The sequence below is a fragment of the Pseudomonas sp. GB2N2 genome (assembly GCF_054897705.1).
The window spans coordinates 23361-46331 of sequence record NZ_CM142701.1; the positions used below are offsets into that span (position 1 = coordinate 23361).

The 22971-nt window shown below is 60.3% G+C and carries 18 protein-coding genes and 1 pseudogene; 11 read left to right on the forward strand and 8 right to left on the reverse strand.

Features of this window, described 5'->3' with window-relative positions:
- Positions 1–47: 47 nt before the first annotated feature.
- From ACYZT4_RS00110 to gap, 7 genes and pseudogenes are all read right to left on the reverse strand, one after another.
- Positions 48–1280, reverse strand: a pseudogene (locus ACYZT4_RS00110) (methyl-accepting chemotaxis protein); the annotation flags it as partial.
- Positions 1281–1478: 198 nt separating this feature from the next.
- Entirely contained in the window at positions 1479–1871 is a 393-nt protein-coding gene (locus ACYZT4_RS00115; protein WP_461984280.1) for a YbaN family protein, read from the reverse strand.
- Positions 1872–1970: 99 nt separating this feature from the next.
- Positions 1971–2573 (reverse strand): biliverdin-producing heme oxygenase, encoded by a 603-nt coding sequence (locus tag ACYZT4_RS00120; protein WP_461984282.1) that lies wholly within the window; start codon positions 2571–2573, stop codon positions 1971–1973.
- A 113-nt stretch (positions 2574–2686) separates the two neighbouring features.
- The gene (locus tag ACYZT4_RS00125; RefSeq protein ID WP_461984284.1) at positions 2687–5272 is read right to left on the reverse strand and encodes a TonB-dependent receptor; all 2586 of its coding nucleotides are present in this window, start codon (positions 5270–5272) and stop codon (positions 2687–2689) included.
- A 122-nt stretch (positions 5273–5394) separates the two neighbouring features.
- Positions 5395–6360: a FecR family protein gene (locus ACYZT4_RS00130; protein ID WP_461984286.1), complete on the reverse strand. Its 966-nt coding sequence runs from the start codon at positions 6358–6360 to the stop codon at positions 5395–5397.
- A 102-nt stretch (positions 6361–6462) separates the two neighbouring features.
- Positions 6463–6990, reverse strand: coding sequence for an RNA polymerase sigma factor (locus ACYZT4_RS00135; RefSeq protein WP_461984288.1), 528 nt, complete (start codon positions 6988–6990; stop codon positions 6463–6465).
- 120 nt (positions 6991–7110) lie between these two features.
- Complete coding sequence (gene gap, locus ACYZT4_RS00140; RefSeq protein ID WP_461984291.1) at positions 7111–8112, reverse strand: type I glyceraldehyde-3-phosphate dehydrogenase; 1002 nt, start codon at positions 8110–8112, stop codon at positions 7111–7113.
- A gap of 220 nt (positions 8113–8332) precedes the next feature.
- Between gap and edd the strand changes: the two genes are divergently transcribed.
- The 11 genes from edd (at position 8333) to ACYZT4_RS00195 (ending at position 21825) form a co-directional block, all read left to right on the forward strand.
- Entirely contained in the window at positions 8333–10159 is a 1827-nt protein-coding gene (gene edd / locus ACYZT4_RS00145) for a phosphogluconate dehydratase (protein ID WP_461984292.1), read from the forward strand.
- Positions 10156–11106 (forward strand): glucokinase, encoded by a 951-nt coding sequence (locus ACYZT4_RS00150; protein ID WP_461984295.1) that lies wholly within the window; start codon positions 10156–10158, stop codon positions 11104–11106. The genes edd and ACYZT4_RS00150 overlap by 4 nt, the downstream gene beginning before the upstream one ends.
- 177 nt (positions 11107–11283) lie before the next feature.
- Positions 11284–12015: a response regulator gene (locus tag ACYZT4_RS00155; protein WP_461984298.1), complete on the forward strand. Its 732-nt coding sequence runs from the start codon at positions 11284–11286 to the stop codon at positions 12013–12015.
- A complete protein-coding gene (locus tag ACYZT4_RS00160; RefSeq protein ID WP_461984301.1) occupies positions 12005–13474 on the forward strand; it encodes an ATP-binding protein in 1470 nt (489 codons plus the stop codon). Before ACYZT4_RS00155 ends, ACYZT4_RS00160 begins: the two co-directional genes overlap by 11 nt.
- 205 nt (positions 13475–13679) lie before the next feature.
- On the forward strand, positions 13680–14939 hold the full coding sequence (locus ACYZT4_RS00165; protein WP_461984303.1) for a D-mannose isomerase: 1260 nt from the start codon (positions 13680–13682) through the stop codon (positions 14937–14939).
- Between the two features lie 116 nt (positions 14940–15055).
- Complete coding sequence (locus ACYZT4_RS00170) at positions 15056–16357, forward strand: ABC transporter substrate-binding protein (RefSeq protein WP_461984306.1); 1302 nt, start codon at positions 15056–15058, stop codon at positions 16355–16357.
- Between the two features lie 148 nt (positions 16358–16505).
- Positions 16506–17414, forward strand: a complete 909-nt coding sequence (locus ACYZT4_RS00175; protein ID WP_134417589.1) for a carbohydrate ABC transporter permease — start codon at positions 16506–16508, stop codon at positions 17412–17414.
- Positions 17407–18252, forward strand: coding sequence for a carbohydrate ABC transporter permease (locus tag ACYZT4_RS00180; RefSeq protein ID WP_213941127.1), 846 nt, complete (start codon positions 17407–17409; stop codon positions 18250–18252). The genes ACYZT4_RS00175 and ACYZT4_RS00180 overlap by 8 nt, the downstream gene beginning before the upstream one ends.
- A 2-nt stretch (positions 18253–18254) precedes the next feature.
- Positions 18255–19415 carry an ABC transporter ATP-binding protein gene (locus ACYZT4_RS00185; RefSeq protein WP_461984307.1) on the forward strand — a complete coding sequence of 387 codons (1161 nt, stop codon included), beginning with the start codon at positions 18255–18257 and terminating at the stop codon, positions 19413–19415.
- Between the two features lie 95 nt (positions 19416–19510).
- Positions 19511–20857 (forward strand): carbohydrate porin, encoded by a 1347-nt coding sequence (locus tag ACYZT4_RS00190; protein ID WP_461984309.1) that lies wholly within the window; start codon positions 19511–19513, stop codon positions 20855–20857.
- A 113-nt stretch (positions 20858–20970) separates the two neighbouring features.
- Positions 20971–21825 (forward strand): D-hexose-6-phosphate mutarotase, encoded by an 855-nt coding sequence (locus ACYZT4_RS00195; protein ID WP_461984310.1) that lies wholly within the window; start codon positions 20971–20973, stop codon positions 21823–21825.
- A gap of 52 nt (positions 21826–21877) precedes the next feature.
- On the opposite strand, the gene ACYZT4_RS00200 is transcribed toward ACYZT4_RS00195, so the two are convergent.
- Positions 21878–22738 (reverse strand): MurR/RpiR family transcriptional regulator, encoded by an 861-nt coding sequence (locus ACYZT4_RS00200; RefSeq protein WP_175649041.1) that lies wholly within the window; start codon positions 22736–22738, stop codon positions 21878–21880.
- Positions 22739–22971 lie beyond the last annotated feature (233 nt).

Below are 22971 nucleotides of genomic sequence, written 5' to 3' on the forward strand. Positions count from 1 at the left end.
AGGAAGCGGTTAAACCAGCTCACCAGTTCGCCCAGTTCGTCCTTCTTGCTGTAGTGCAGACGCTGGGTCAGGTCGCCGTCGCCGCTGGCAATCGCCTCGAGCATTTGCGCGACGCTGTTGATCGGCCGAGTCACGCCCGAGGCGGTCAGCCAGATCAGCAGCAGCCCGACGAAGCCTGCAGCGACTGCCACCAGCACTGCTTTTATCGTGCCGCTTTGCTGGGCCTCATCGAGTACCACTTGCAGCTTCACCGAGTCGGCGAGCAACACTTGCTTCGGCAGGTCAATCACCACGCCCCAGGCTTTGGCGTCGGGAATCGGGCTGACCGGGTACACCGCGCGAATCAAGTCGCCTTGTTCGAGGATCTTCGGCGCGCCACCGCTGAGCTGTTGCAGGATGTCTTTGCCGTCCGCACCCAGGGATTCCCCGATGTTCTTGCCGACCTTGCTCGCGTCGACGCTGTAACCGGCCAGTACGCCGCTGCCGGAGACGATCAGCATATGCCCGGCGCTGTTGAACAGTTCACGTTGGGAATCGACCGCCGCGGCTTGCAGGGCGTCGAGGGCGATGTCCACGCCGACCACGCCGATGGCTTTGCCGTCGACCAGTAGCGGTAAGGAAATGGTGGTCATCAGCACTTCCTTGCCGGCAACCGTGTCGGCATACGGGTCCAGCAGGCAGGTGCGCTTGGTGTCGCGAGGGCAGGTGTACCAGCTGTTATAAGGCGTGCCGCTGAGGCTCAGGGTGGTTTTGGTCATGTCGTCTTCGACCATGATCGTGTTGAGCCCGACACCGCCGGCGCGGCTCCAGTAGCTGGCGAAACGACCGACTTCGTTGGACTGGCGAGCGGCGTCATTGGCGAACTCGCTGTCCTTGCCGTCGAGTCTGTTGGGCTCGAACGCCAGCCAGATCCCCAGCACCTTGCTGTTGCGCTCGAACGCGGTTTTCAGGCTCTGGTTCAACTCCTCGCGCAAGGCGCCGGCTTCAAGCGAACGCTTGGTGGCCATGGCGCGCATGTCCTTGATCTGGTCCGCGAGGGCGGTCACCACCAGCAGGCTCTCACCGAAGGTCTTCTGCACCCGCACCGCCTGCTCGGCGGCCTTGGACTGCAACAGGTCCTGCACGCTGTCAGTGAGCATTTTGCTGCTGTTGGCGCTGACCAGTTCATCGTTCTGGTTGGTCTGGTAGAAATTCATGCTGACGATCAGGACCACCACGCCGAGCAGGCAGAGACCGGAGAGCAAGACGATTTTCAGGCGGATGGACAGAGAGTCGAACATAGGACGAGCTCGCGAAAGAATGAGGTGTTGGCCGTGGGTCGAGATCGACCGGTTCGCCAAATCCTTTCAGCGCCATCACTGCGCATCGGCGCGGGGTAAGGATGCATGATAGTGGCCCCGACGAACGGTCATGGTTGAACGTTTGCGCGGGAAAATGTGCCGAAATGCGCGTTAAAACGGGGATAAATCGCGGTGTGTTCAGGAGGGTTGCGGCGGTGATTCCGGCCGCGACCAAAGCCAAAGATTGCCCAGGCTCATGCCGGCGATGGCAAGGAAAACGGGCCAGGCGTGGTCGAGCACGACCAGCATCAACCCGGCGCACAGCAGCATGCTGACGGTGGCGCCGACCTTGGCCCGCCGGGCGACGATTCGACCGTTGCGCCAGTTGTAGAGCATCGGCCCGAACAGCTTATGGTCTGCCAGCCAAGCGCTTAGGCGTGGCGAACTTTTGGTCGCGGCCCAGGCGGCCAGCAGGATGAACTCTGTGGTGGGCAAGCCGGGCACGACGATGGCGATCAGGCCGATGGCGAGGCTGAGGTAGGCCAGGAGGCCGAACAGGATGCGGGCGATTTTTGAGGAGGAACGAGTCATAAGGTCGACTTATAACCTGTAGGAGTCCGGCCTGCCGGCGATGGCGATTTTAAGTACGCCATCGCCGGCAAGCCAGGCGCCTACAGGGGTTGTGTTTAATCAGGCCGGTTCAGTGGCGTAGGCCCGTTCGAGCAGGACGGTGAACCGGTTGAACGCGGCGATGGCGCCTTTTTCCAGCTCGGCTTCTTCCTGCTCGGAAAGTTGCAAGCCATCCAGGGTTCTAATGAAGCTTTTCCAGCCTTCAGCCCGGCCACCCATTGGTTCACCGAGGTGACGTGCGCCAAAGGTTTCGCTCAACCCCAGCCCAACGGCGCGCTTGATCAGGAACGCCGCGCCGAGCTTCGAGCCTTCTGACACAAACAACCAGCCCAGTGCTTCGGCTTTGCCCGGATTCTTCAAGGCACCTGCAGCGGGTTCCGGTACGTCGGTGTGCAAATCCGCGAGGTCAGCCTTGGCCGCTTCGGCACGGCAGCGCGCTGGCAGGTCGGCAACGATGGCGACCAGTTCTGCGTCGTTGTAAAGCGCCATCAGTTCCGACTGGAACACGTACTGTGCAACCACGAATCGCGCGAAGTTGGCCTGGGTTTCGAACGGTGCGTGGGCTTTGACCAGGGCGTCGAGTTTGCTGTGTGGCTCGTTTGTGACCTGATTCAAGCGTTGCGAGCGCAGGGCCGGGCGTTGAGTGTTGTCCTGAATAGTCATGAGAAATCCTGGAGTAATGGAAGCGCTTGATTAACGAGACGAATAAGAAGGCGCCTGACAGTAAAAATCCTCACTGCGCACCCTTTAAACACTGCGCAGTGAGGCGCAAAGGGTCAGATATCCCAGACCAGATTGACCGCAAAGTTGCGACCAGGTTGAGTCAGGCGATCAAGGTTGGCCGGCTGCGTCACTGAGGCTTCGCCGACGCTGTCGTAACCGCGCACGTCATCCCACTGCCAGTATTTTTTGTCGGTCAGGTTGTAGAGGCCGGCATTGATAGTCACGTCGTCGGTCACCTTGTAGAAACCGGCGAGGTCGAGCACGCCGTAACCCGGGGTCTTGAACTGGGTGCTGGTGCCGTCCGGAGTCTTGAAGCTGGTGCTGTCGACGCGGGTCTTGCGTTTGACCAGTGTCCAGCTCAGCAGCGCGCCGTAGTTATCCTGGTCGTAACCCAGGCCGAACACGCCGGTCAGCGGGTTGACGGTGTTCAGCGGCTGGCCGCTGTCATCGTTACGGCCATACAGATAGGCCACCGAACCCTGGGTGTACAGACCGCTTGGCGCGCCAAAGGTATCGAGGTTCAGACGGCCTTTAAGCTCCAGGCCCTTGATGGTGGCGTGAGCAATGTTATTGCTGCGGAACGTGGTCTCGGTGTAGCCGGGCGTGATGGCGTTCTCGTCGATGAAGTCGCGAAATTTGTTGTAGAACAGCGCCACATCGAACGTACCCGCGTCGAACTGGCCACGCAGGCCGGTTTCATAGCTCTTGCTCTTTTCCGGTTCCAGATCCGAATTAGGCTCGACCCGATAGCCGCCGGCCACGTTTTCGAAGCGGCCATACAAAGCCTTGGCGGTCGGCGTGCGGAAGCCTTCAGCGTATTGGCCGTACCACGTGTAATTGTCATTGAAGCGGTAAGTGGTGCCGAATTTCGGAGACAGGCGATGCCAGGTCTTGGTCTCGTCGCTGACGACACCGTTGCCGCTCTGGTCGGCGGTGGCGAGAAACTCGTCGGTGAGTTTCGGCTTGAGTTCGGTGTAGTCATAGCGAGCACCGGGCAGGAATGTCCAGTTGCCCCAGCTGATTTGATCCTGGGCAAACAGGCTGTAGCTGTTGACGGTCGGGTCCGGGAAATCGCTGGCCGGTTTCAACGTGTCGGCAGCGCTCGGGGCACCGATGACCCGGCAGGCGCCGGCCACGGTCAGGCAAATGCCACTGCCGGTTCGCAGGCCGGTGACCTTGTCCTGTTTGATCGTGGTGCCATAGGTGATGACGTGGTCGGTGTCGGCGATGGCGAAGGCTTTGTCAGCCTGGGCATCGAACACCCACTGGCGATCCTTGTACGTGGTCTCGCGGTCGCGCAGTACTGTGCGTCCCGGGGGCGCGTAGATTTCCTGGGTGGTCTGGTCGGTCTTGGCGATTTGGTAATTCAATGTCCACTTGATGTTGTCCGCTAGGACGCTGTCCAGCGCAAAACGGTGCTCCAGGCCAAAGCGTTCGCGCGATACCGTGTCGTTGCCGGTGCGGGATTTGTAAAAACCAAGACCGCGTCCGGCGTTGAACGGCCCGCCCACCGCGCTCAACTGGTTGGTGTCGCGATCATCCTTGTAGTGCTCGTAGGTCAGGCCGAAGCGCGCGTCGTCGGCGTAGTTCCAGCCGAGTTTGGCCAGTACGTTGGTGGTACGCACGTCTTCCGGGTTGGCTTCGGTGCGGTTCAGGCCGGTGCCGCCGGTCTCACCGTAGGCGTCGGTTTCATGGCCGTTGCGTTGGCTCAGGTGCAGCAAACCGTCGAACTCGCCAGCGCGCCCGGCGACCGTACCGGAGGTCAGCCAGCTGCCATCCGCCGAGCTGTAGCCGGTTTTCAGGCGTGCGCCGACGTCTTTGCCCGGTTTGATGATGTCGTCCGGGTCCAGGGTGTAGTAACTGACCGCGCCGCCGATGGCGTTGCTGCCGTACAGCACCGACGCCGGCCCGCGCAGGATTTCGACGCGTTTGACGATCTCGGGGTCGACGTAGTTGCGGTTGGTCTGGGCGTAAGGGCCGTTGAAAAAGCTGTCGGGGATTTGCACGCCGTCGACCTGAGTCAGGACGCGGTTGCCGTCGATGCCGCGAATGTTGTAGCCGGTGATCCCTGCACGCTGACCGGCACCGCCCACCGAAACCCCTGGCTCATAACGCACCAGATCCTTGATGGAATTGACGTTGTTGCGGTCCAGCTCTGCGCGGGTGTGGACGCTGACGGTGCCCGGAACGCTGTCGATGCTTTGTTCCTGGCGAGTGGCGCTGATGGTCACTTGGTCCAGGTTGAGTGCGCCGCCGGTCTGGCGCTTCTCCAGCACGATGTTGTGGTTACTCAGTTTGCGATAGCTCAGGTTGGTCCCCACCAACAGGCGATCGAGGGCTTTCTCCGGCGGCAAGGACCCGCGCACCCCCGGCGAGGCCACGCCTTGCGCGAGTTCGGCCGGCAAGCCGACCTGCCAGCCCGTCACGGTAGTAAAGGCGTTGAGTGCCGAGACCAGCGACTGTTGCGGGATGGCGAATGCGTAATCGCCCATGTTGCGCGCTGGCTGTTCGGCGGCGGTGGCGGCCATCAGAGGCGCGCTGCCGGCCATCAGGATGGCGGCGGTCAGCAGCGAGAGCACGCGCAACGGTGAAGTCGGTGAAGTCGGTGAAGAGAAGTGGCGGGTAAGGCGAGAGGACATCGATAGCGCTCCGTGTCGCACGAATCTTTATAGGTGCAGATTGGCATCTGGAGATGCGAATCAATTGCATTGGCTATAACGAGACGAACGAGCTTCAGCTATCGAGTAAAAATAATTCTCATTTAGTTCAAGATCACCAGCGCCGGGAATTCCTGAAGCTTTGCCGAGGTGATGTGCGCCAGCGAGCGGACCACGTCCAGCGGTTGATCGAGGCGGTAATTGCCGGTCACCGCGACATCGGCCAACTGCTCGTTGGTGTTGATGATCCAGCCCGGGTAGTAGCGCCGCAGTTCCGCCAGCACCTGGCTCAGCGGGCAATCCTCGAACACCAGCCGGCCCTGGACCCAAGCCAGGTCGGTCGCGGCATCGAGTCTGGCCGGACGGTCGAAACCGTTGGGGCCGATACGGATGCTCTCGCCGGCGGACAGGCGAATTCGCGCGTCGGTGCGAGTCGCGCGCAAATCGACGTCGCCGCGCTGCACCTGAATCTGGGCCACGCCATCGAGGTAGCGCACGGCGAACGCCGTATCGTGGACGCTGGCTTTAACCGGGCCAGCGTCGACTTCCAGGGGCTGACCGCGATTGGCCGGCACGTCGAAAAACGCTTCGCCCTGATACAAGCGGGCAACGCGCTTCTGGTCGTTGATGGTGCTGGAAAACGCCGAATTGGTATTGAGCAGGACTTTCGAACCGTCCTCCAGTTGCAGGCGCTGGCGCTCACCGACCACCGTCAAGTGATCGGCTTGCAGGCGTATCGGGAGGTTGCTGAAACTGAACAGACCGAGGATCAGCACGGCAGCGGTGGCCAGCGGTTTCCAGTGCGGTCGCAGGCGCGAAAACAGGGGCACTTTCGGCGGCAGGGCAGCCAGTTCTTGCGCACATTTCACCACCTGCGGGCCGTCCCAGATCGCCTGCGCCTTGGCGAACGCTTCGGCATGCATCGGTGCGGCGTTCAGCCATGCGTGGAACTGTCGCGTTTGTTCATCACTCGGACTGCCCATGACAATCAACCAGTCCAGGGCCTGGTCCATTGCGCTTGCGGGGTCCTGCGCCGCAGAGGGCGCAGGGGAGCGGTCGGTGTCCGTCACGGTGTTTCCTCGGCAGTGGCAGGTGGGGCAGTTTCAAGCTGCAAGCCACAAGCTGCAAGCTCAAGCCAGTCGGTATTTTGCTTGCAGCTTGCAGCTTGCAGCTTAAAGCTTGCCGTTGCCGTCATGCTTCTCTGCGACACCGATGCAGACGGCCATGATCAGCTTCAGTTCTTTTTGCACGGTGCTCAGGGAGACGCCGAGCCGCTCGGAGATCTCCAGGTAACTGTGCCCGTGCAGGCGGCTGAGGATGAAAATCTGCTGCTGACGGCTGCTGAGTTCACTGAGGCTCACGTTCAAACGCTCCAGCAATTGTTCGGCATGGGCGGCGTCCTCGGCGCTGCTGGCGGGGGCGGCGATGCTTTCCACCACGGCCGGCGGGACGTCGTCGAGCATCGTGCGCGACTGGATGCGCCGCGCACGCAAGTGGTCCAGCGCGAGGTTGCGGGCCGTCTGGAAAACGAAGGGTTCGAGGTGATCGATTGCCCGTTCGCTGAGCGCACGGGTCACGCGCAGGTAGGTTTCCTGCAAGAGGTCTTCGGCGGTGCTGTGATTGTTGACCATCCGCTCCAAGGTGCGCAGCAGTGAAACCCGCTGGGTGATGAAGACGTGGTTGAAGCGCGATTGACTCACGGGAAGACCTGATCCATTTCGAGCGGATGATAATGCTTATCATCCGCTCGCAGGGTCAAGTGCTGATTTGTTATGAAATACACGTTCCTGTACGGGACGGTACGGGAGCGCGATGCAATCTTATTCCGCGTTACACAGCTCCAGGCAGTTATCGAGCATGCGGTTGGAGAAGCCCCATTCGTTGTCGTACCAGGCCAGGACCTTGAGCAGCTTGCCGCTGGACTTGGTGTGGTTGGCGTCAAAGATCGACGACAGCGGGTTGTGATTGAAGTCACTGGAGACCAGCGGCAAGGTGTTGTAGCCCAGAATCTTCGAATGCTGGCTGGCTTCCTTGAGTAGCGCATTCACTTCATCGGCCGACGCTTCGCGTTTGAGTTGCACGGTCAGGTCCACCAGCGACACGTTGATCACTGGAACACGCACCGCCATCCCCGTCAGTTTGCCCGCCAGTTCCGGCAGCACCAGGCCGACCGCCTCAGCAGCGCCGGTCTTGCTCGGGATCATGTTCTGGGTGGCGGATCGTGCGCGGTACGGGTCAGTGTGATAAACGTCGGTCAGGTTCTGATCGTTGGTGTAGGCGTGAATCGTGGTCATCAAACCGCTTTCGATGCCCAACTCGCGGTGCAGCACTTGAGCCACGGGCGCCAGGCAGTTAGTCGTGCACGACGCGTTGGAAATGATCTGGTGGGACTGGCGCAAGATGTCATGGTTAACCCCATAGACCACGGTGGCATCGGCGCCTTTGGCCGGGGCCGAGATGATCACTTTGCGCGCGCCGGCCGTAATATGCGCGGCGGCTTTGGCCCGGTCGGTGAAAAGGCCGGTGCATTCGAACACGACATCAATTTTTTCCGCATACCAGGGCAAGTCGGCCGGATTACGGATGGCGCTGACAGCAATTCGGTCGCCATTGACGGTCAGGCTTTCCTGGTCGTGCTGGACATTGGCATCGAACGTGCCGTGAACGGTGTCATATTTAAGCAAATGTGCGTTGATCGAGCTGTCGCCCAGGTCATTGATGGCAACGATCTGCAGATCCTGACGGTAGCCCTGGGTATACAGTGCGCGCAGAACATTGCGACCGATACGGCCAAAACCATTGATTGCGATTCGAAGAGTCATTGAACTGGGCCGCCGTCGATTTGTTGTTGGAATTACAAGATTATTCGCATAAAAATAGAAAACAAGCCTTTTTAATGGCAATATTTTGTTCAATCTACAACGAGTGACCTGAATCAACTGGTCCGAATGATCAAGAAAGCCGTTTGTCATCCCGACAACATCGGCGCTTGTTCAGCATAGACAATCAGGTCGCCACATCCGTTAGCCTGGAGTTCTACACATGCATCCCCGCATCCTTGAGGTCACCGAACGGCTCATCGCCCGCAGCCGCGCAACCCGCGAGGCCTACCTTGCGCTTATTCGCGGCGCAGCCACCGACGGTCCGATGCGCGGCAAGCTGCAATGCGCCAACTTTGCCCATGGCGTGGCCGGTTGCGGCACCGAGGACAAGCACAGCCTGCGGATGATGAACTCGGCGAACATCGCGATTGTTTCGTCCTATAACGACATGCTCTCGGCGCATCAGCCGTACGAAGTCTTCCCGGAACAGATCAAGAAAGCCCTGCGCGAGATTGGCTCTGTCGGCCAGTTCGCTGGCGGCACTCCGGCCATGTGCGATGGCGTGACCCAGGGCGAACCGGGCATGGAACTGAGCCTGCCCAGCCGCGAAGTGATCGCGCTGTCCACCGCCGTTGCGCTGTCCCACAACATGTTCGACGGCGCGCTGATGCTCGGGATCTGCGACAAGATCGTGCCGGGCCTGATGATGGGTGCGCTGCGCTTCGGCCACTTGCCGATGATTTTCGTGCCGGGCGGGCCGATGGTCTCGGGCATTTCCAACAAGCAGAAAGCCGATGTGCGACAGCGCTATGCCGAAGGCAAAGCCACCCGCGAAGAGTTGCTGGAATCGGAAATGAATTCCTACCACAGCCCTGGCACGTGCACGTTTTACGGCACCGCGAATACCAATCAGCTGTTGATGGAAGTCATGGGTCTGCACTTGCCGGGCTCGTCTTTCGTCAACCCGAACACACCGTTGCGCGATGCCCTGACCCGCGAAGCGGCGCATCAGGTGACGCGACTGACCAAGCAGAATGGCAACTTCATGCCGATCGGTGAGATCGTCGACGAGCGTTCGCTGGTCAACTCGATCGTGGCGCTGAACGCCACCGGCGGTTCGACCAACCACACCCTGCACATGCCGGCCATCGCCATGTCGGCGGGCATTCAATTGACCTGGCAAGACATGGCCGACCTCTCCGAAGTCGTGCCGACCCTGAGCCACGTCTACCCGAACGGCAAAGCCGACATCAACCACTTCCAGGCCGCGGGCGGCATGTCGTTCCTGATCCGCGAACTGCTGGAAGCCGGGTTACTGCACGAAAACGTCAACACTGTGCTCGGCCATGGCCTGAGCCGCTACACCCAGGAACCCTTTCTTGATAACGGCGAACTGGTCTGGCGCGAAGGCGTCACCGACAGCCTCGACGAAACCATCCTGCGCCCGGTTGCACGTGCGTTCTCCGCAGAAGGCGGCTTGCGCGTGATGGAAGGCAACCTCGGTCGCGGGGTGATGAAAGTCTCGGCGGTCGCCCTGGAAAACCAGATCGTCGAAGCACCTGCGATGGTCTTCCAGGATCAGCAGGATCTGGCCGATGCTTTCAAGGCCGGTTTGCTGGAGAAGGATTTCGTGGCGGTCATGCGCTTCCAGGGCCCGCGCTCGAACGGCATGCCGGAACTGCACAAGATGACGCCCTTCCTTGGCGTGTTGCAGGATCGCGGCTTTAAAGTCGCGCTGGTGACTGACGGGCGCATGTCCGGTGCGTCGGGAAAAATCCCGGCGGCGATCCACGTCAGCCCCGAAGCGTTTGTGGGCGGCGCTTTGGCGCGGGTGCAAGAGGGCGATATCATCCGCGTCGATGGCGTCAAAGGCACCTTGGAGCTTAAGGTGGACGCCGAAGCATTCGCCGCGCGCGAACCGGCCAAGGGCTTGTTGGGCAACAACATCGGCACCGGTCGCGAACTGTTTGGTTTCATGCGCATGGCTTTCAGCTCCGCAGAGCAGGGCGCCAGCGCCTTTACTTCTGCCCTGGAGACGCTTAATTGAAACTGGCGCTGGTCGGTGACATCGGTGGTACTAACGCACGTTTCGCGTTGTGGAAAAACCAGCAACTGGAATCGGTTCAGGTGCTGCCAACGGCGGATCATTCGAGCCTGGAAGAGGCGATTGCGATCTATCTGAGCGGCCTCGGTCTGGCCTTGGGTTCGATCGGGTCGGTGTGCCTGTCGGTGGCCGGCCCGGTGAGCGGTGATGAATTCAAGTTCACCAACAATCACTGGCGCCTCAGCCGCAAGGCGTTCTGCCAAACCTTGCAGGTCGATCAATTGCTGCTGGTCAACGACTTCTCGGCGATGGCCCTGGGCATGACGCGTTTGCAGCCGGGCGAATTCCGCGTGGTCTGCGAAGGCACGCCGGAGCCGATGCGGCCGGCGGTGGTGATTGGTCCTGGCACGGGGCTTGGGGTCGGTACCTTGCTCGATCTCGGCGAAGGCCGTTTTGCCGCATTGCCGGGCGAGGGCGGTCACGTCGATTTGCCGCTGAGCAGCCCACGGGAAACACAACTCTGGCAGCACATCTTCAATGAGATCGGTCACGTCAGCGCCGAGACGGCGTTGAGTGGCGGGGGTTTGCCGCGGGTTTACCGGGCGATCTGTGCGGTGGATGGCCATGAACCCGTACTCGAAACGCCGGAAGCGATCACCGCGGCAGGTTTGGCGGGCGATCCGGTTGCCCTGGAAGTGCTGGAGCAATTCTGCTGCTGGCTCGGCCGCGTGGCGGGCAACAATGTGCTGACCACCGGTGGACGCGGCGGTGTGTTCATCGTCGGCGGGGTGATTCCACGGTTCGCCGATTTTTTCCTCGAAAGCGGTTTTGCCCGATGCTTCGCCGACAAGGGTTGCATGAGCGATTATTTCAAAGGCATTCCGGTGTGGCTGGTGACGGCGCCGTATTCCGGGCTGGTGGGCGCAGGCGTGGCCCTCGACCAGGCCTGAAATGCGATCAACATGTAGGAGTGGGCCTGCTCGCGAAGGCGGTGTGTCAGCGATATTAATGTTGCCTGACACACCGCCTTCGCGAGCAGGCTCACTCCTACAGTGGTTTTGTGGTGTTTGTAAAATCGGTGCTTAAGGCATAATCCGCCCCAATTCAAACAACAAGGACGCCGCCCCGTGAGCTCAGTCAACAAGTCGATTTTGTTGGTCGATGACGATCAGGAGATACGCGAGTTGCTGGACACCTACCTGACCCGCGCGGGTTTTCAGGTGCGTACCACGCCCGACGGCGCCGGTTTCCGCCAGGCCATGAACGACGCGCCGAGCGATCTGGTGATCCTCGACGTGATGCTGCCCGACGAGGACGGCTTCAGCCTCTGCCGCTGGGTTCGCCAGCACCCGCGTCAGGCCCAGGTGCCGATCATCATGCTCACCGCCAGTTCCGACGAAGCCGACCGGGTCATCGGCCTCGAGCTCGGCGCCGACGATTACCTCGGCAAACCCTTCAGCCCCCGTGAATTGCAGGCGCGGATCAAAGCGCTGTTGCGCCGCGCGCAATTCGGTCAGGAACGTTCCGGCAGTGAGGTGCTGGCGTTCGATGACTGGCGGCTCGATATGGTCAGCCATCGACTGTTTCACATCGATGGCGAAGAAGTGATTCTCTCCGGCGCCGATTTCGCCCTGTTGAAACTGTTCCTTGATCACCCCCAGGAAATTCTCGACCGCGACACCATCGGCAACGCCACCCGTGGCCGTGACCTGATGCCGCTGGACCGCATCGTCGACATGGCCGTCAGCCGTCTGCGCCAACGCCTGCGCGATACCGAAAAGCCGCCGCGACTGATCCGCACTGTGCGCGGCAGCGGCTACCAACTGGCAGCCAATGTGGTTGCCAGCAATGGTCACTGAGTTCTTCCGCCAGCTCGCCGCCAAGGCGCCCGTGCCGCGTTCGTTGCTCGGGCGGATGTTGCTGCTGACATTGCTGGCAGTGCTGTTTGCCCAAGCGTTGTCGAGCGTGATCTGGGTCTCGCAATTACGCGCCACCCAGTTGGAAGGGCTGGTCACCAGCGCCCGCAGCCTCGCCCATTCGATGACCGCCAGCGTCAGTTATTTCCGGTCGTTGCCCGTCGCGTTCCGGCCGTTGGTGCTCGACCAATTGCGCAGCATGGGCGGCACGCGGTTCGTGGTGACGCTCAATGACAAGCCCCTCGGCATGGACGTGCTGCCGATCACGCCGCGCAAAGAAGCGGTGCTCAAAGCGGTGGACCAGGTGTTGCGCGAGTCCCTGGGCCAGGACACCGATATCTCGGTGACCTTCGTCAGCCCCGAAGACCTGCGGATTTTCAACAGCGGGCTGAAGCTCGATGAGTTGCCGCGCTCCTGGGCGCACTACGCATTGACGCTGGAACCGGTGAACCCGCCGGTGCTGGTCACGCAGATCCAGATGGCGCCGGGCGAATGGCTGTACATCGCCTCGCTGCTGCCCGAACCCTACACCAGTCTTGAAGAGCAAGGCCTTCCGGCTCAGCAGGTCTGGTTCATCGTGCTCACCAGCGGTTTCCTGCTGTTGTTCATCGGCCTGCTGGTGCACTGGCAGAGTCGTCCGTTGAAACGCCTGGCCAGGGCGGCGCGGGACATGTCCCTGGGTGCCGAAGTCGAGCCCGTGCCGGAGGGCGGCGGCAGTGAAGTGGTTGAGGTGGGGCGCGCGTTCAATGCGATGCGCGAGCGCATCAGCCGTTACCTGACCGAGCGCAGCCAGTTGTTCAGCGCGATTTCCCATGACCTGCGCACACCGATCACACGGTTGCGGCTGCGGGTCGAATTGCTCGAAGACGAACAGCTGCAAACCAAGTTCGGCCGCGATCTGGATGAGCTGGAGTTGCTGGTCAAAGGCGCGCTGCAATGCGTGAAAGACACCGACATCCATGAAAACATCGAACCGGTGGACCTCAACCATGTGCTCGATTGCCTGGTGGAGCCGTACTTGGCGCCCAACGGCAATGGTCGCGTGACCCAGCAGGGGCGGGCATGGGCGGCGTATCCGGGCAAGCCGCTGGCGCTCAAGCGCTGCATCGGCAACCTGATCGACAACGCCCTGAAGTACGGGCAGAACGCGCACCTGCACATTGACGACGATGAGAACGCGTTTGTCCTGCATGTCGATGACGAAGGGCCGGGCGTACCGGAGCAGCGACTGGAGCAGGTGTTCGAGCCGCACTTTCGGTTGGCGGGGCAGCAGCAGGGCTATGGGTTGGGGCTGGGGATTGCGCGCAATATTGCGCACAGCCATGGCGGAGAAGTCAGCCTGCAGAATTTGCGCGAGGGCGGGTTGCGGGTGACGCTTCAGTTGCCGCGCAGCTTTGACTAGGAAGACCGCGTCGCCTTCATCGCGAGCAGGCTCACTCCCACAGGTACGATGCAATCCCTGTAGGAGTGAGCCTGCTCGCGATGGCGCCAGACCATTCAACACATGAATGTCACAAGCTGGTGACATTACTCGCCCCCTTCGTTACAAGCCCGTCACCGCCCGTTGTTTAGACTGCTCGCAGTTATAACAACAAAAAAGGCACCCCATGAACACCTTCCAATCCGTCTTCAGCAGCTGGCTGAACGCACCGGCCCATCAGCAATGGCTCGCCGCCGAAGGCCTGCGCTTGCTGGCTTTCGCCAAGGCTTCGAGGCTCCCCGACGGCTTCGGCAATCTCGACGAAAAGGGCCGCCTGCCGGCCAATGCCCACGCCGAAACCATGAACACCGCGCGCATGACCCACAGCTTCGCCATGGCGCACATTCAGGGTTTGCCCGGTTTCGCCGAGTTGGTGGACCACGGCGTCAAAGCCCTCCGCGGTCCATTGCGCGATGCCGAACACGGTGGCTGGTTCGCCGTCGCCGATCATCGCGATGACAACACCGGCAAGGCCGCTTACCTGCACGCGTTCGTTGCGCTGGCCGCCAGTTCCGCGGTGGTCGCGCAACGTGCCGGCGCGCAAGCCTTGCTCGATGACGCGATCGACATCATCGACCGGCATTTCTGGAGCGAGGAGGAGGGCGCCATGCGCGAATCCTTCAACCGCGACTGGAGCGAGGAGGAACCTTATCGCGGCGCCAACAGCAACATGCACGCCACCGAAGCTTTCCTCGCGCTGGCCGATGTCACCGAAGACAACCGCTGGTTGTGCCGCGCGCAGCGCATTGTCGAACGGGTTATCCACGGTCACGCCGCCGCCAATGACTATCTGGTGGTCGAGCATTTCGACCGCGACTGGCAGCCGTTACGCGACTACAACCACGACAACCCGGCCGATGGCTTTCGCCCCTACGGCACCACGCCGGGCCACGGTTTCGAATGGGCGCGGCTGTTGCTGCACCTCGAAGCCGCGCGGGTGCAGGCCGGAATGCTGACACCCGGTTGGCTCGCCAGCGACGCGCAACAACTCTTTGAACACAACTGCCGTCACGGCTGGGAGGTCGACGGGCTGCCGGGCATGGTCTACACCCTCGATTGGCACAATCGCGCCGTGGTTCGCCATCGTTTGCACTGGACCCATTGCGAAGCCAGCGCCGCCGCCAGCGCGCTGTTGAAACGCACCGGCGATGAGCAATACGAAACCTGGTACCGACGGTTCTGGGAGTTTTGTGACAGTCATTTCATCGATCGATGCGATGGCAGTTGGCACCATGAACTCGACCCGAAAAACCGTCCAAGCGCCGATATCTGGGCTGGCAAACCCGACCTGTATCACGCCTGGCAAGCCGTGCTGATTCCGCGATTGCCACTCGCACCGAGCATGGCGACGGCTCTGGCGCAGTTATCCCATGGCGTTCCTGTGTAACCATGCAGTGACATTCACGCGTCCCTTCGTTACCTGCGAAGGGATGAGTCCTGTTTAAAATCCGTGCAGCGCAAGCTTCAGACTTGCATGCATAACAACAAGAAAGGTAATTCTAGATGAATGCGATTTCTCGCCTCGCTACTGTCATTTCTCTTGCCTCATTGCTTCCTATCTCTGCATTTCCCGTCAGTGCGCTTGCCGCCGATGCCAAAGGTTCGGTAGAAGTCGTTCACTGGTGGACCTCCGGTGGCGAAAAAGCCGCCGTTGATGTGCTCAAGGCCCAAGTCGAAAAAGACGGGTTCACTTGGAAGGACGGCGCTGTCGCCGGCGGTGGCGGTGCGACGGCCATGACCGTGTTGAAAAGCCGTGCCGTCGCGGGTAACCCGCCAGGCGTCGCGCAGATCAAAGGTCCGGACATCCAGGAGTGGGCATCTACCGGCCTGCTCGACACCGACGTCCTGAAAGAAACAGCCAAGGCAGAGAAGTGGGACAGCCTGCTCGACAAGAAAGTCTCCGATACCGTGAAGTACGAAGGTGACTACGTGGCCGTGCCGGTGAACATTCACCGCGTCAACTGGCTGTGGATCAACCCGGAAGTCTTCAAGAAAGCCGGCATCGAAAAAGCTCCAACCACCCTTGCAGAATTCTACGCCGCCGGTGACAAGCTCAAGGCAGCGGGCTTCATTGCGCTTGCCCACGGCGGCCAGCCTTGGCAGGACAGCACCGTGTTCGAGGCGGTGGTCCTTTCGGTTATGGGCGTCGATGGCTACAAGAAAGCCCTGGTTGACCTGGACAACGCTGCACTGACTGGCCCCGAGATGGTCAAGGCGCTGACCGAGCTGAAAAAAGTCGCGACCTATATGGACGTCGACGGCAAAGGCCAGGACTGGAACCTGGAAGCGGCCAAGGTCATCAACGGCAAGGCCGGCATGCAGATCATGGGTGACTGGGCCAAGAGCGAGTGGACAGCGGCCAAGAAAGTCGCGGGCAAGGACTACGAGTGCGTAGCGTTCCCGGGCACCGAAAAGGCGTTCACTTACAACATCGACTCCCTGGCGGTGTTCAAGCAGAAAGACAAGGGCACTGCGGCGGCTCAGCAGGACATCGCCAAAATCGTCCTGGGTGAGAATTTCCAGAAAGTCTTCAGCATCAACAAAGGCTCGATCCCGGTGCGTAACGACATGCTCGCCGACATGGGCAAATACGGTTTCGACTCCTGCGCCCAGACCGCTGCCAAGGACTTCCTGGCTGACGCCAAATCCGGCGGCCTGCAGCCGAGCATGGCGCACAACATGGCGACCACGCTGGCAGTACAAGGCGCGTTCTTTGATGTCGTGACCAACTTCATCAACGACCCGAAAGCCGATCCGGCCACTGCCGCCAAGCAACTGGGCACGGCGATCAAAGCGGCCAAGTAATGCTTGGCCCCTGTAGGAGCGAGCCTGCTCGCGATCGCGGTGTATCCGTTGATACATCCAGAGTCTGACACTCAGCTATCGCGAGCAGCCTCACTCCTGCAAGGGCAGCATTTCCAACGTAACTATTTCTCTCGTACTGGATTTCCCCATGAGTTCTGTTGCTGTGTTCAGCAAGGCCTCGCCGTTCGATGCACTGCAGCGCTGGCTCCCGAAACTGGTGCTGGCTCCCAGCATGTTCATCGTCCTGGTGGGCTTCTACGGCTACATCCTGTGGACGTTCGTCTTATCGTTCACCACGTCGACCTTTCTGCCGACTTACAAGTGGGCAGGGCTGGCGCAATACGCGCGGCTGTTCGACAACGACCGTTGGTGGGTTGCGAGCAAGAACCTGGCGGTGTTCGGCGGCATGTTCATCGGCATCACCCTGGTGATCGGTGTGCTGCTGGCGGTGTTTCTTGACCAACGCATTCGGCGCGAAGGTTTCATTCGCACCATTTACCTGTACCCGATGGCGCTCTCGATGATCGTTACCGGTACGGCGTGGAAATGGCTGCTCAACCCGGGCATGGGCCTGGACAAATTATTGCGGGACTGGGGCTGGGAAGGCTTTCGCCTCGACTGGCTGATTGACCCGGATCGCGTGGTGTATTGCCTGGTGATCGCCGCAGTCTGGCAAGCCTCGGGCTTCATCATGGCGATGTTTCTTGCCGGCCTGCGTGGGGTTGATCAATCGATCATTCGTGCCGCCCAGATCGACGGCGCGAGCATGCCGCGCATTTACCTGAAAGTGGTGTTGCCGAGCCTGCGCCCGGTGTTCTTCAGCGCCGTGATGATCCTCGCTCACATCGCGATCAAGAGTTTCGACCTGGTGGCGGCAATGACGGCCGGTGGTCCGGGTTATTCCTCCGATTTGCCCGCCATGTTCATGTATTCCTTCACCTTCAGTCGCGGCCAGATGGGCATGGGTTCGGCCAGTGCGATTCTGATGCTCGGTGCGATTCTCGCAATCATCGTGCCTTACCTGTACTCCGAGCTGAGGACCAAGCGTCATGACTAGTTTCGCGGCCAAACCTGCCATCAGCCTGAGTCGCATCGCCATTTACGCGGTGCTGATTCTCGCCGTTTTCCTGTACCTGATTCCGCTGGTGGTCATGCTGTTGACCAGTTTCAAGACCCCGGAAGACATCAATTCCGGCAACCTGCTGAGCTGGCCGACCGTGGTCAGCGGCATTGGCTGGGTCAAGGCCTGGGGCACGGTTGACGGGTACTTCTGGAACTCGATCAAGATCACCGTTCCGGCGGTATTGATCTCCACCGCCATCGGTGCACTCAACGGCTACGTGCTGTCGATGTGGCGCTTCCGTGGCTCGCAACTGTTCTTCGGTTTGCTGCTGTTTGGTTGCTTCCTGCCATTCCAGACCGTCCTGCTGCCGGCCTCGTTCACCCTCGGCAAAATGGGCCTGGCCAGCACCACCACCGGCCTGGTGTTCGTCCACGTAGTCTATGGCCTGGCGTTCACCACGCTGTTTTTCCGTAACTACTACGTCAGCGTTCCGGATGCCCTGGTGAAAGCCGCGCGGCTTGATGGCGCGGGTTTCTTCACGATCTTCCGCTTGATCATCCTGCCGATGTCCACCCCGATCATCATGGTCTGCCTGATCTGGCAGTTCACCCAGATCTGGAACGACTTCCTGTTCGGTGTGGTGTTCTCCAGCGGTGATTCGCAACCCATCACGGTAGCGCTGAACAACTTGGTCAACACCAGTACCGGGGCCAAGGAATACAACGTTGATATGGCGGCGGCGATGATCGCCGGGCTGCCGACCCTGCTGGTCTATGTGGTCGCAGGCAAGTATTTCGTGCGCGGGCTGACGGCCGGCGCAGTCAAGGGGTAATCATGGCAACGCTCGAAATTCGCAACGTAAACAAGACCTATGGCCCAGGCCTGCCGGACACCCTGAAGAACATCGAATTGTCGATCAAGGACGGTGAGTTCCTGATCCTCGTCGGCCCTTCGGGTTGCGGCAAGTCGACCCTGATGAACTGCATCGCCGGTCTGGAAACCATCACTGGCGGCGCGATCATGATCGGTGACCAGGACGTCAGCGGCATGAGCCCGAAAGACCGCGACATCGCCATGGTGTTCCAGTCCTACGCGCTGTACCCGACCATGAGCGTGCGCGAGAACATCGCCTTCGGCTTGAAGATCCGCAAAATGCCCGCTGCCGATATTGAAGCGGAAGTGGCGCGGGTGGCCAAACTGCTACAGATCGAACACCTGCTGAATCGCAAACCCGGCCAGCTCTCCGGCGGCCAGCAACAGCGCGTGGCGATGGGCCGTGCACTGGCGCGGCGGCCGAAGATTTACCTGTTCGACGAACCGCTGTCCAACCTCGACGCCAAGCTGCGCGTCGAGATGCGCACTGAAATGAAACTGATGCACCAGCGCCTGAAAACCACCACGGTCTATGTGACCCACGACCAGATCGAAGCGATGACGCTGGGCGACAAAGTGGCGGTGATGAAGGACGGGATCATTCAGCAGTTCGGCACGCCGAAAGACATTTACAACAACCCGGCCAACCTGTTCGTGGCGAGCTTCATCGGTTCGCCGCCGATGAACTTCATTCCCCTGCGCTTGCAGCGCAAGGACGGTCGTCTGCTGGCGCTGCTCGACAGCGGTCAGGCGCGCTGCGAATTGCCACTGGGCATGCAGGACGCCGGTCTCGAAGACCGCGAGGTGATCCTCGGCATGCGTCCGGAACAGATCGTACTGGCGGGCGCTGAGCCGAACGGTTTGCCAACCATTCGCGCCGAAGTCCAGGTCACCGAACCGACCGGTCCGGACACCCTGGTGTTCGTCAATTTGAATGAAACCAAAGTCTGCTGCCGTCTGGCGCCGGACGTTGCACCGGCCGTGGGCGAGACCCTGACGCTGCAATTCGATCCATCGAAAGTGCTGCTGTTTGATGCCAAGACCGGGGAGCGTTTGGGGGTGGCCGGTGTTGCGCAAACGGAAAACCACAGCGCCAACGTGACCCAGTTTAAAGGCCGGTAAAAATCAAATCCGCGGTGGATGGCCTGTCATCCGCTGCAACTGATGTAACCGCGTTAGATAAAAACAGTTAATAACAATAAAACGAGGATGTAGGGATGAAGAAGAACAACAACGCTCAGCTTATCTGCCAGCTGTCTGCCATTGCGGCAATGATGCTGGCCGGCAGTGTGCACGCGGCTGACGCGTTCAGCGCCGATTCTGAGTGGATGACCGGGGATTGGGGCGGTGAGCGGACCAAGCTGATCGAGCAAGGTATCGACATCAAGATGGACTATGTCGGTGAAGTAGGCGGCAACCTGCACGGTGGCTACAACAACGACAAGACTGCGCGTTACGCCGACCAGTTCGGTCTGGGCGCGGCACTGGATCTGCAAAAGCTGTTGGGTTGGGATAACACCCAGGCGAAGATCCAGCTGACCAACCGTAACGGTGAAAATATCTCCAATGACCGTGTTGGCGACCCGCGTGCCGGCACCTTGAGTTCCTCGCAGGAAGTCTACGGTCGTGGTCACATGGTCCGTCTGACCCAGTTGTGGATCAAGCACCAGTTCTTCGATGGCAAACTGGACGTCAAAGCCGGTTACTTCGGCGAAGGCGAAGACTTCAACACCTTCCCGTGCGAGTTCCAGAACCTGGCGTTCTGCGGTTCCCAAGTGGGTAACTGGGCGACCAACATCTGGTACAACTGGCCCGTCAGCCAGGCTGCGCTGCGCGTGAAGTACAACATCTCGCCTGAGTTCTATGCGCAGATTGGCGCGTACAACCAGAACCCGTCGCAACTGGAACACGGTAACGGCTTCAAGCTCAGCGGCAGTGGTACCAAAGGCACCGTGTTGCCGGTCGAGCTGGTCTGGTTGCCTAACCCGAACAACCTGCCGGGCGAATACCGCGTCGGTTACTACAAGAGCACCGCCAAGGCCGATGATGTCCGCGAAGACGATAATGGCAATGATGCGGCTACCAGCGGCAACGCCTATCGCAGCCATAGCAGCAAATCCGGCTACTGGTTCGTGGCGCAGCAACAGTTGACCGACCACAACGGTGACAAGAGCCGCGGCCTGACCGTTTCCGCCAACGCCACGTTCCACGACAAGGACACCAACGTTGTCGACAACTATCAGTCGCTGATGCTGGTGTACAAAGGCCCGTTCGATGCGCGCCCTAAAGATGACGTCGGTATCGGTGCGGCGCGTATCCATGTCAACGATGACGTGAAGAAAAACGCCGAGTTGGTCAACGCTTCCAACAATGTCACCGACTATGCAGATCCAACGTTCGCACCACTGCGTGACACCGAATACAACTACGAAATCAACTACGGCTTCCACGTAACCAACTGGCTGACCGTGCGTCCTAACCTGCAATACATCACCCATCCGGGCGGTGTGGAAGAAGTTGATAACGCGCTGGTCGCCGGCATAAAAATTCAGTCGGTGTTCTAACGCTGTTGCGATAAGCTCCTCTCTATGTGCGCATTTTTGCGGACAGCCTTGGCTGTCCGCTTTTTTTTGGGAGTAGCACACCCAGGCAAAGATGATTTTCAGGATTGCGGCACATGCATGAGCATCCGCTACAACGCTTCTTCAAATCCTTGCGCGAACGTCCGGTGTTTGCGTGGGAGCGCTATCAGATGCGCGACGTGCTGGTGATCGACCATCCGCTGTGTCAGGCGGTGTTCAGCCGTCAGGGCGCGCAGTTGCTGCACTTCCAGCCCCAGGATCAGAGGCCCTGGCTTTGGTGCGCGGCGAAGTGGCCGCACGTGGGTGCGATTCGCGGCGGCGTGCCCGTGTGCTGGCCGTGGTATGGCCGCCATCCGAGCGAAAACGCCTGGCCGTCCCATGGTTGGGCACGGTTGCTGGACTGGAAACTGCTCGACAGCAGCCATGGCGACGACGGCGTGCGCCTGCATTGGCAACTGCAATTGTGCGACTGGCAAGTAGACCTGCACGCGCACCTTGGCGAACGTCTGGATTTGCGCCTGAGCACCGAGCATCAGGACAGCCTGCCGTGCCAGTTGAGCCAAGCGCTGCACGCGTATTGGCGTATTGGCGACGTTGGTGAGGTAGCGCTGTCTGGGCTCGACGGGGCGCAGGGTTACGACCAGTTGAATCGCCAGGTTTGCCAGCAGGAAGGCGAGTTGCGAGTGGAAGGCGGTTGTCAGCGGGTGTTCCAGCATGACGGCGAATTGCAGCTCAAGGACCACGCCTGGCAGCGCGAATTGTGCATTGACACCGGTGATGATGCGGACACGGTGGTCTGGCATCCCGGAACGCGTCCGTTATTGGGCGTCAGCTGGAACGAGATGTCCGAGTTTGTCTGTGTCGAAGCGGCAAGCGGCGGGACCGATAGCCTGAGTCTGGCGCCGGGGCAGAAGGCACATTTGAGTTTGCAGGCGCGGGTGGGGGTGTGATTTGGGGTGTGTTGCTCGTTCCCACGCGGAGCGTGGGAACGATCCAAGTAAGCTAATTGAACTCGTCGCCCACCGGATACCGGCTGGCATTCAAACTCTCCTTGATCTTGCGCAAATGCGGCTGGAAATCCACGCCCCGACGCAAGGTCATGCCGGTCGCCAGCACATCCAGTACGGTCAGCTGAATGATCCGCGACGTCATCGGCATATAGATGTCAGTGTCTTCCGGTAGCGGAATGTTCAGGCTCAAGGTACTGGCCTTCGCCAGCGGCGAACCCTCGGCCGTGAGACCCAGCACCGAAGCACCGTTTTCCCGAGCGATACGTGCCACTTCCACCAGTTCGCGGGTGCGGCCGGTGTAGGAAATGATCACAAACAGCTCGCCGGTGTGGGCCACCGAAGCAATCATGCGTTGCATCAGCACGTCCGCATGCGCGGTCACGGCCAGGTTGAAGCGGAAAAATTTGTGTTGCGCGTCCAGTGCCACCGGGGCCGAGGCGCCGAGGCCGAAGAAGTGGATCTGCCGGGCCTGGATCAACAGGTCGACGGCGCGGCTGATCAGGTTCGGGTCGAGCGCCTGCAAAGCACTGTCCAGCGACGCAATGGCGCTGCCGAAAATCTTCTTGGTATAGGCTTCAGGATTGTCATCGGCTTCGACCGCACGGCTGACATACGCCGCGCCGCTGGCCAGGCTCTGGGCCAGTTGCAGCTTGAGTTCCGGGTAACCGCTGACACCGAATGAACGGCAGAAACGGTTCACCGTCGGCTCGCTGACCTTAGACGCCTGGGCGAGGGCAGCGATGCTGAAACGGGTGGCCTGCTGTGGGTTAAGCAGGATCACCTCGGCGACTTTGCGTTCTGCCTTGTTCAGGTCTTCAAGGCGATTCTGGATTTGTTCCAGTAAATTTCGCACGCGGTCCATATGATTTCCTAAGTTCGCCTACATTCGCCTGCGACTGCCTATAACAGTGCTCTGCGATGCAAATAAGGGCGTTGCTATGCAAATTGGGCCTTTGATGCGGCCCCAAGCGGTGGCCTATCCTACTGATGGCTCCAACCGACCACCACTCGGAATCTGTATATTGCGAAAATGTTGTGGTTATTACTACATTTTTGCTTGAGCGATGCCTTCAAAAAAGGTATTTG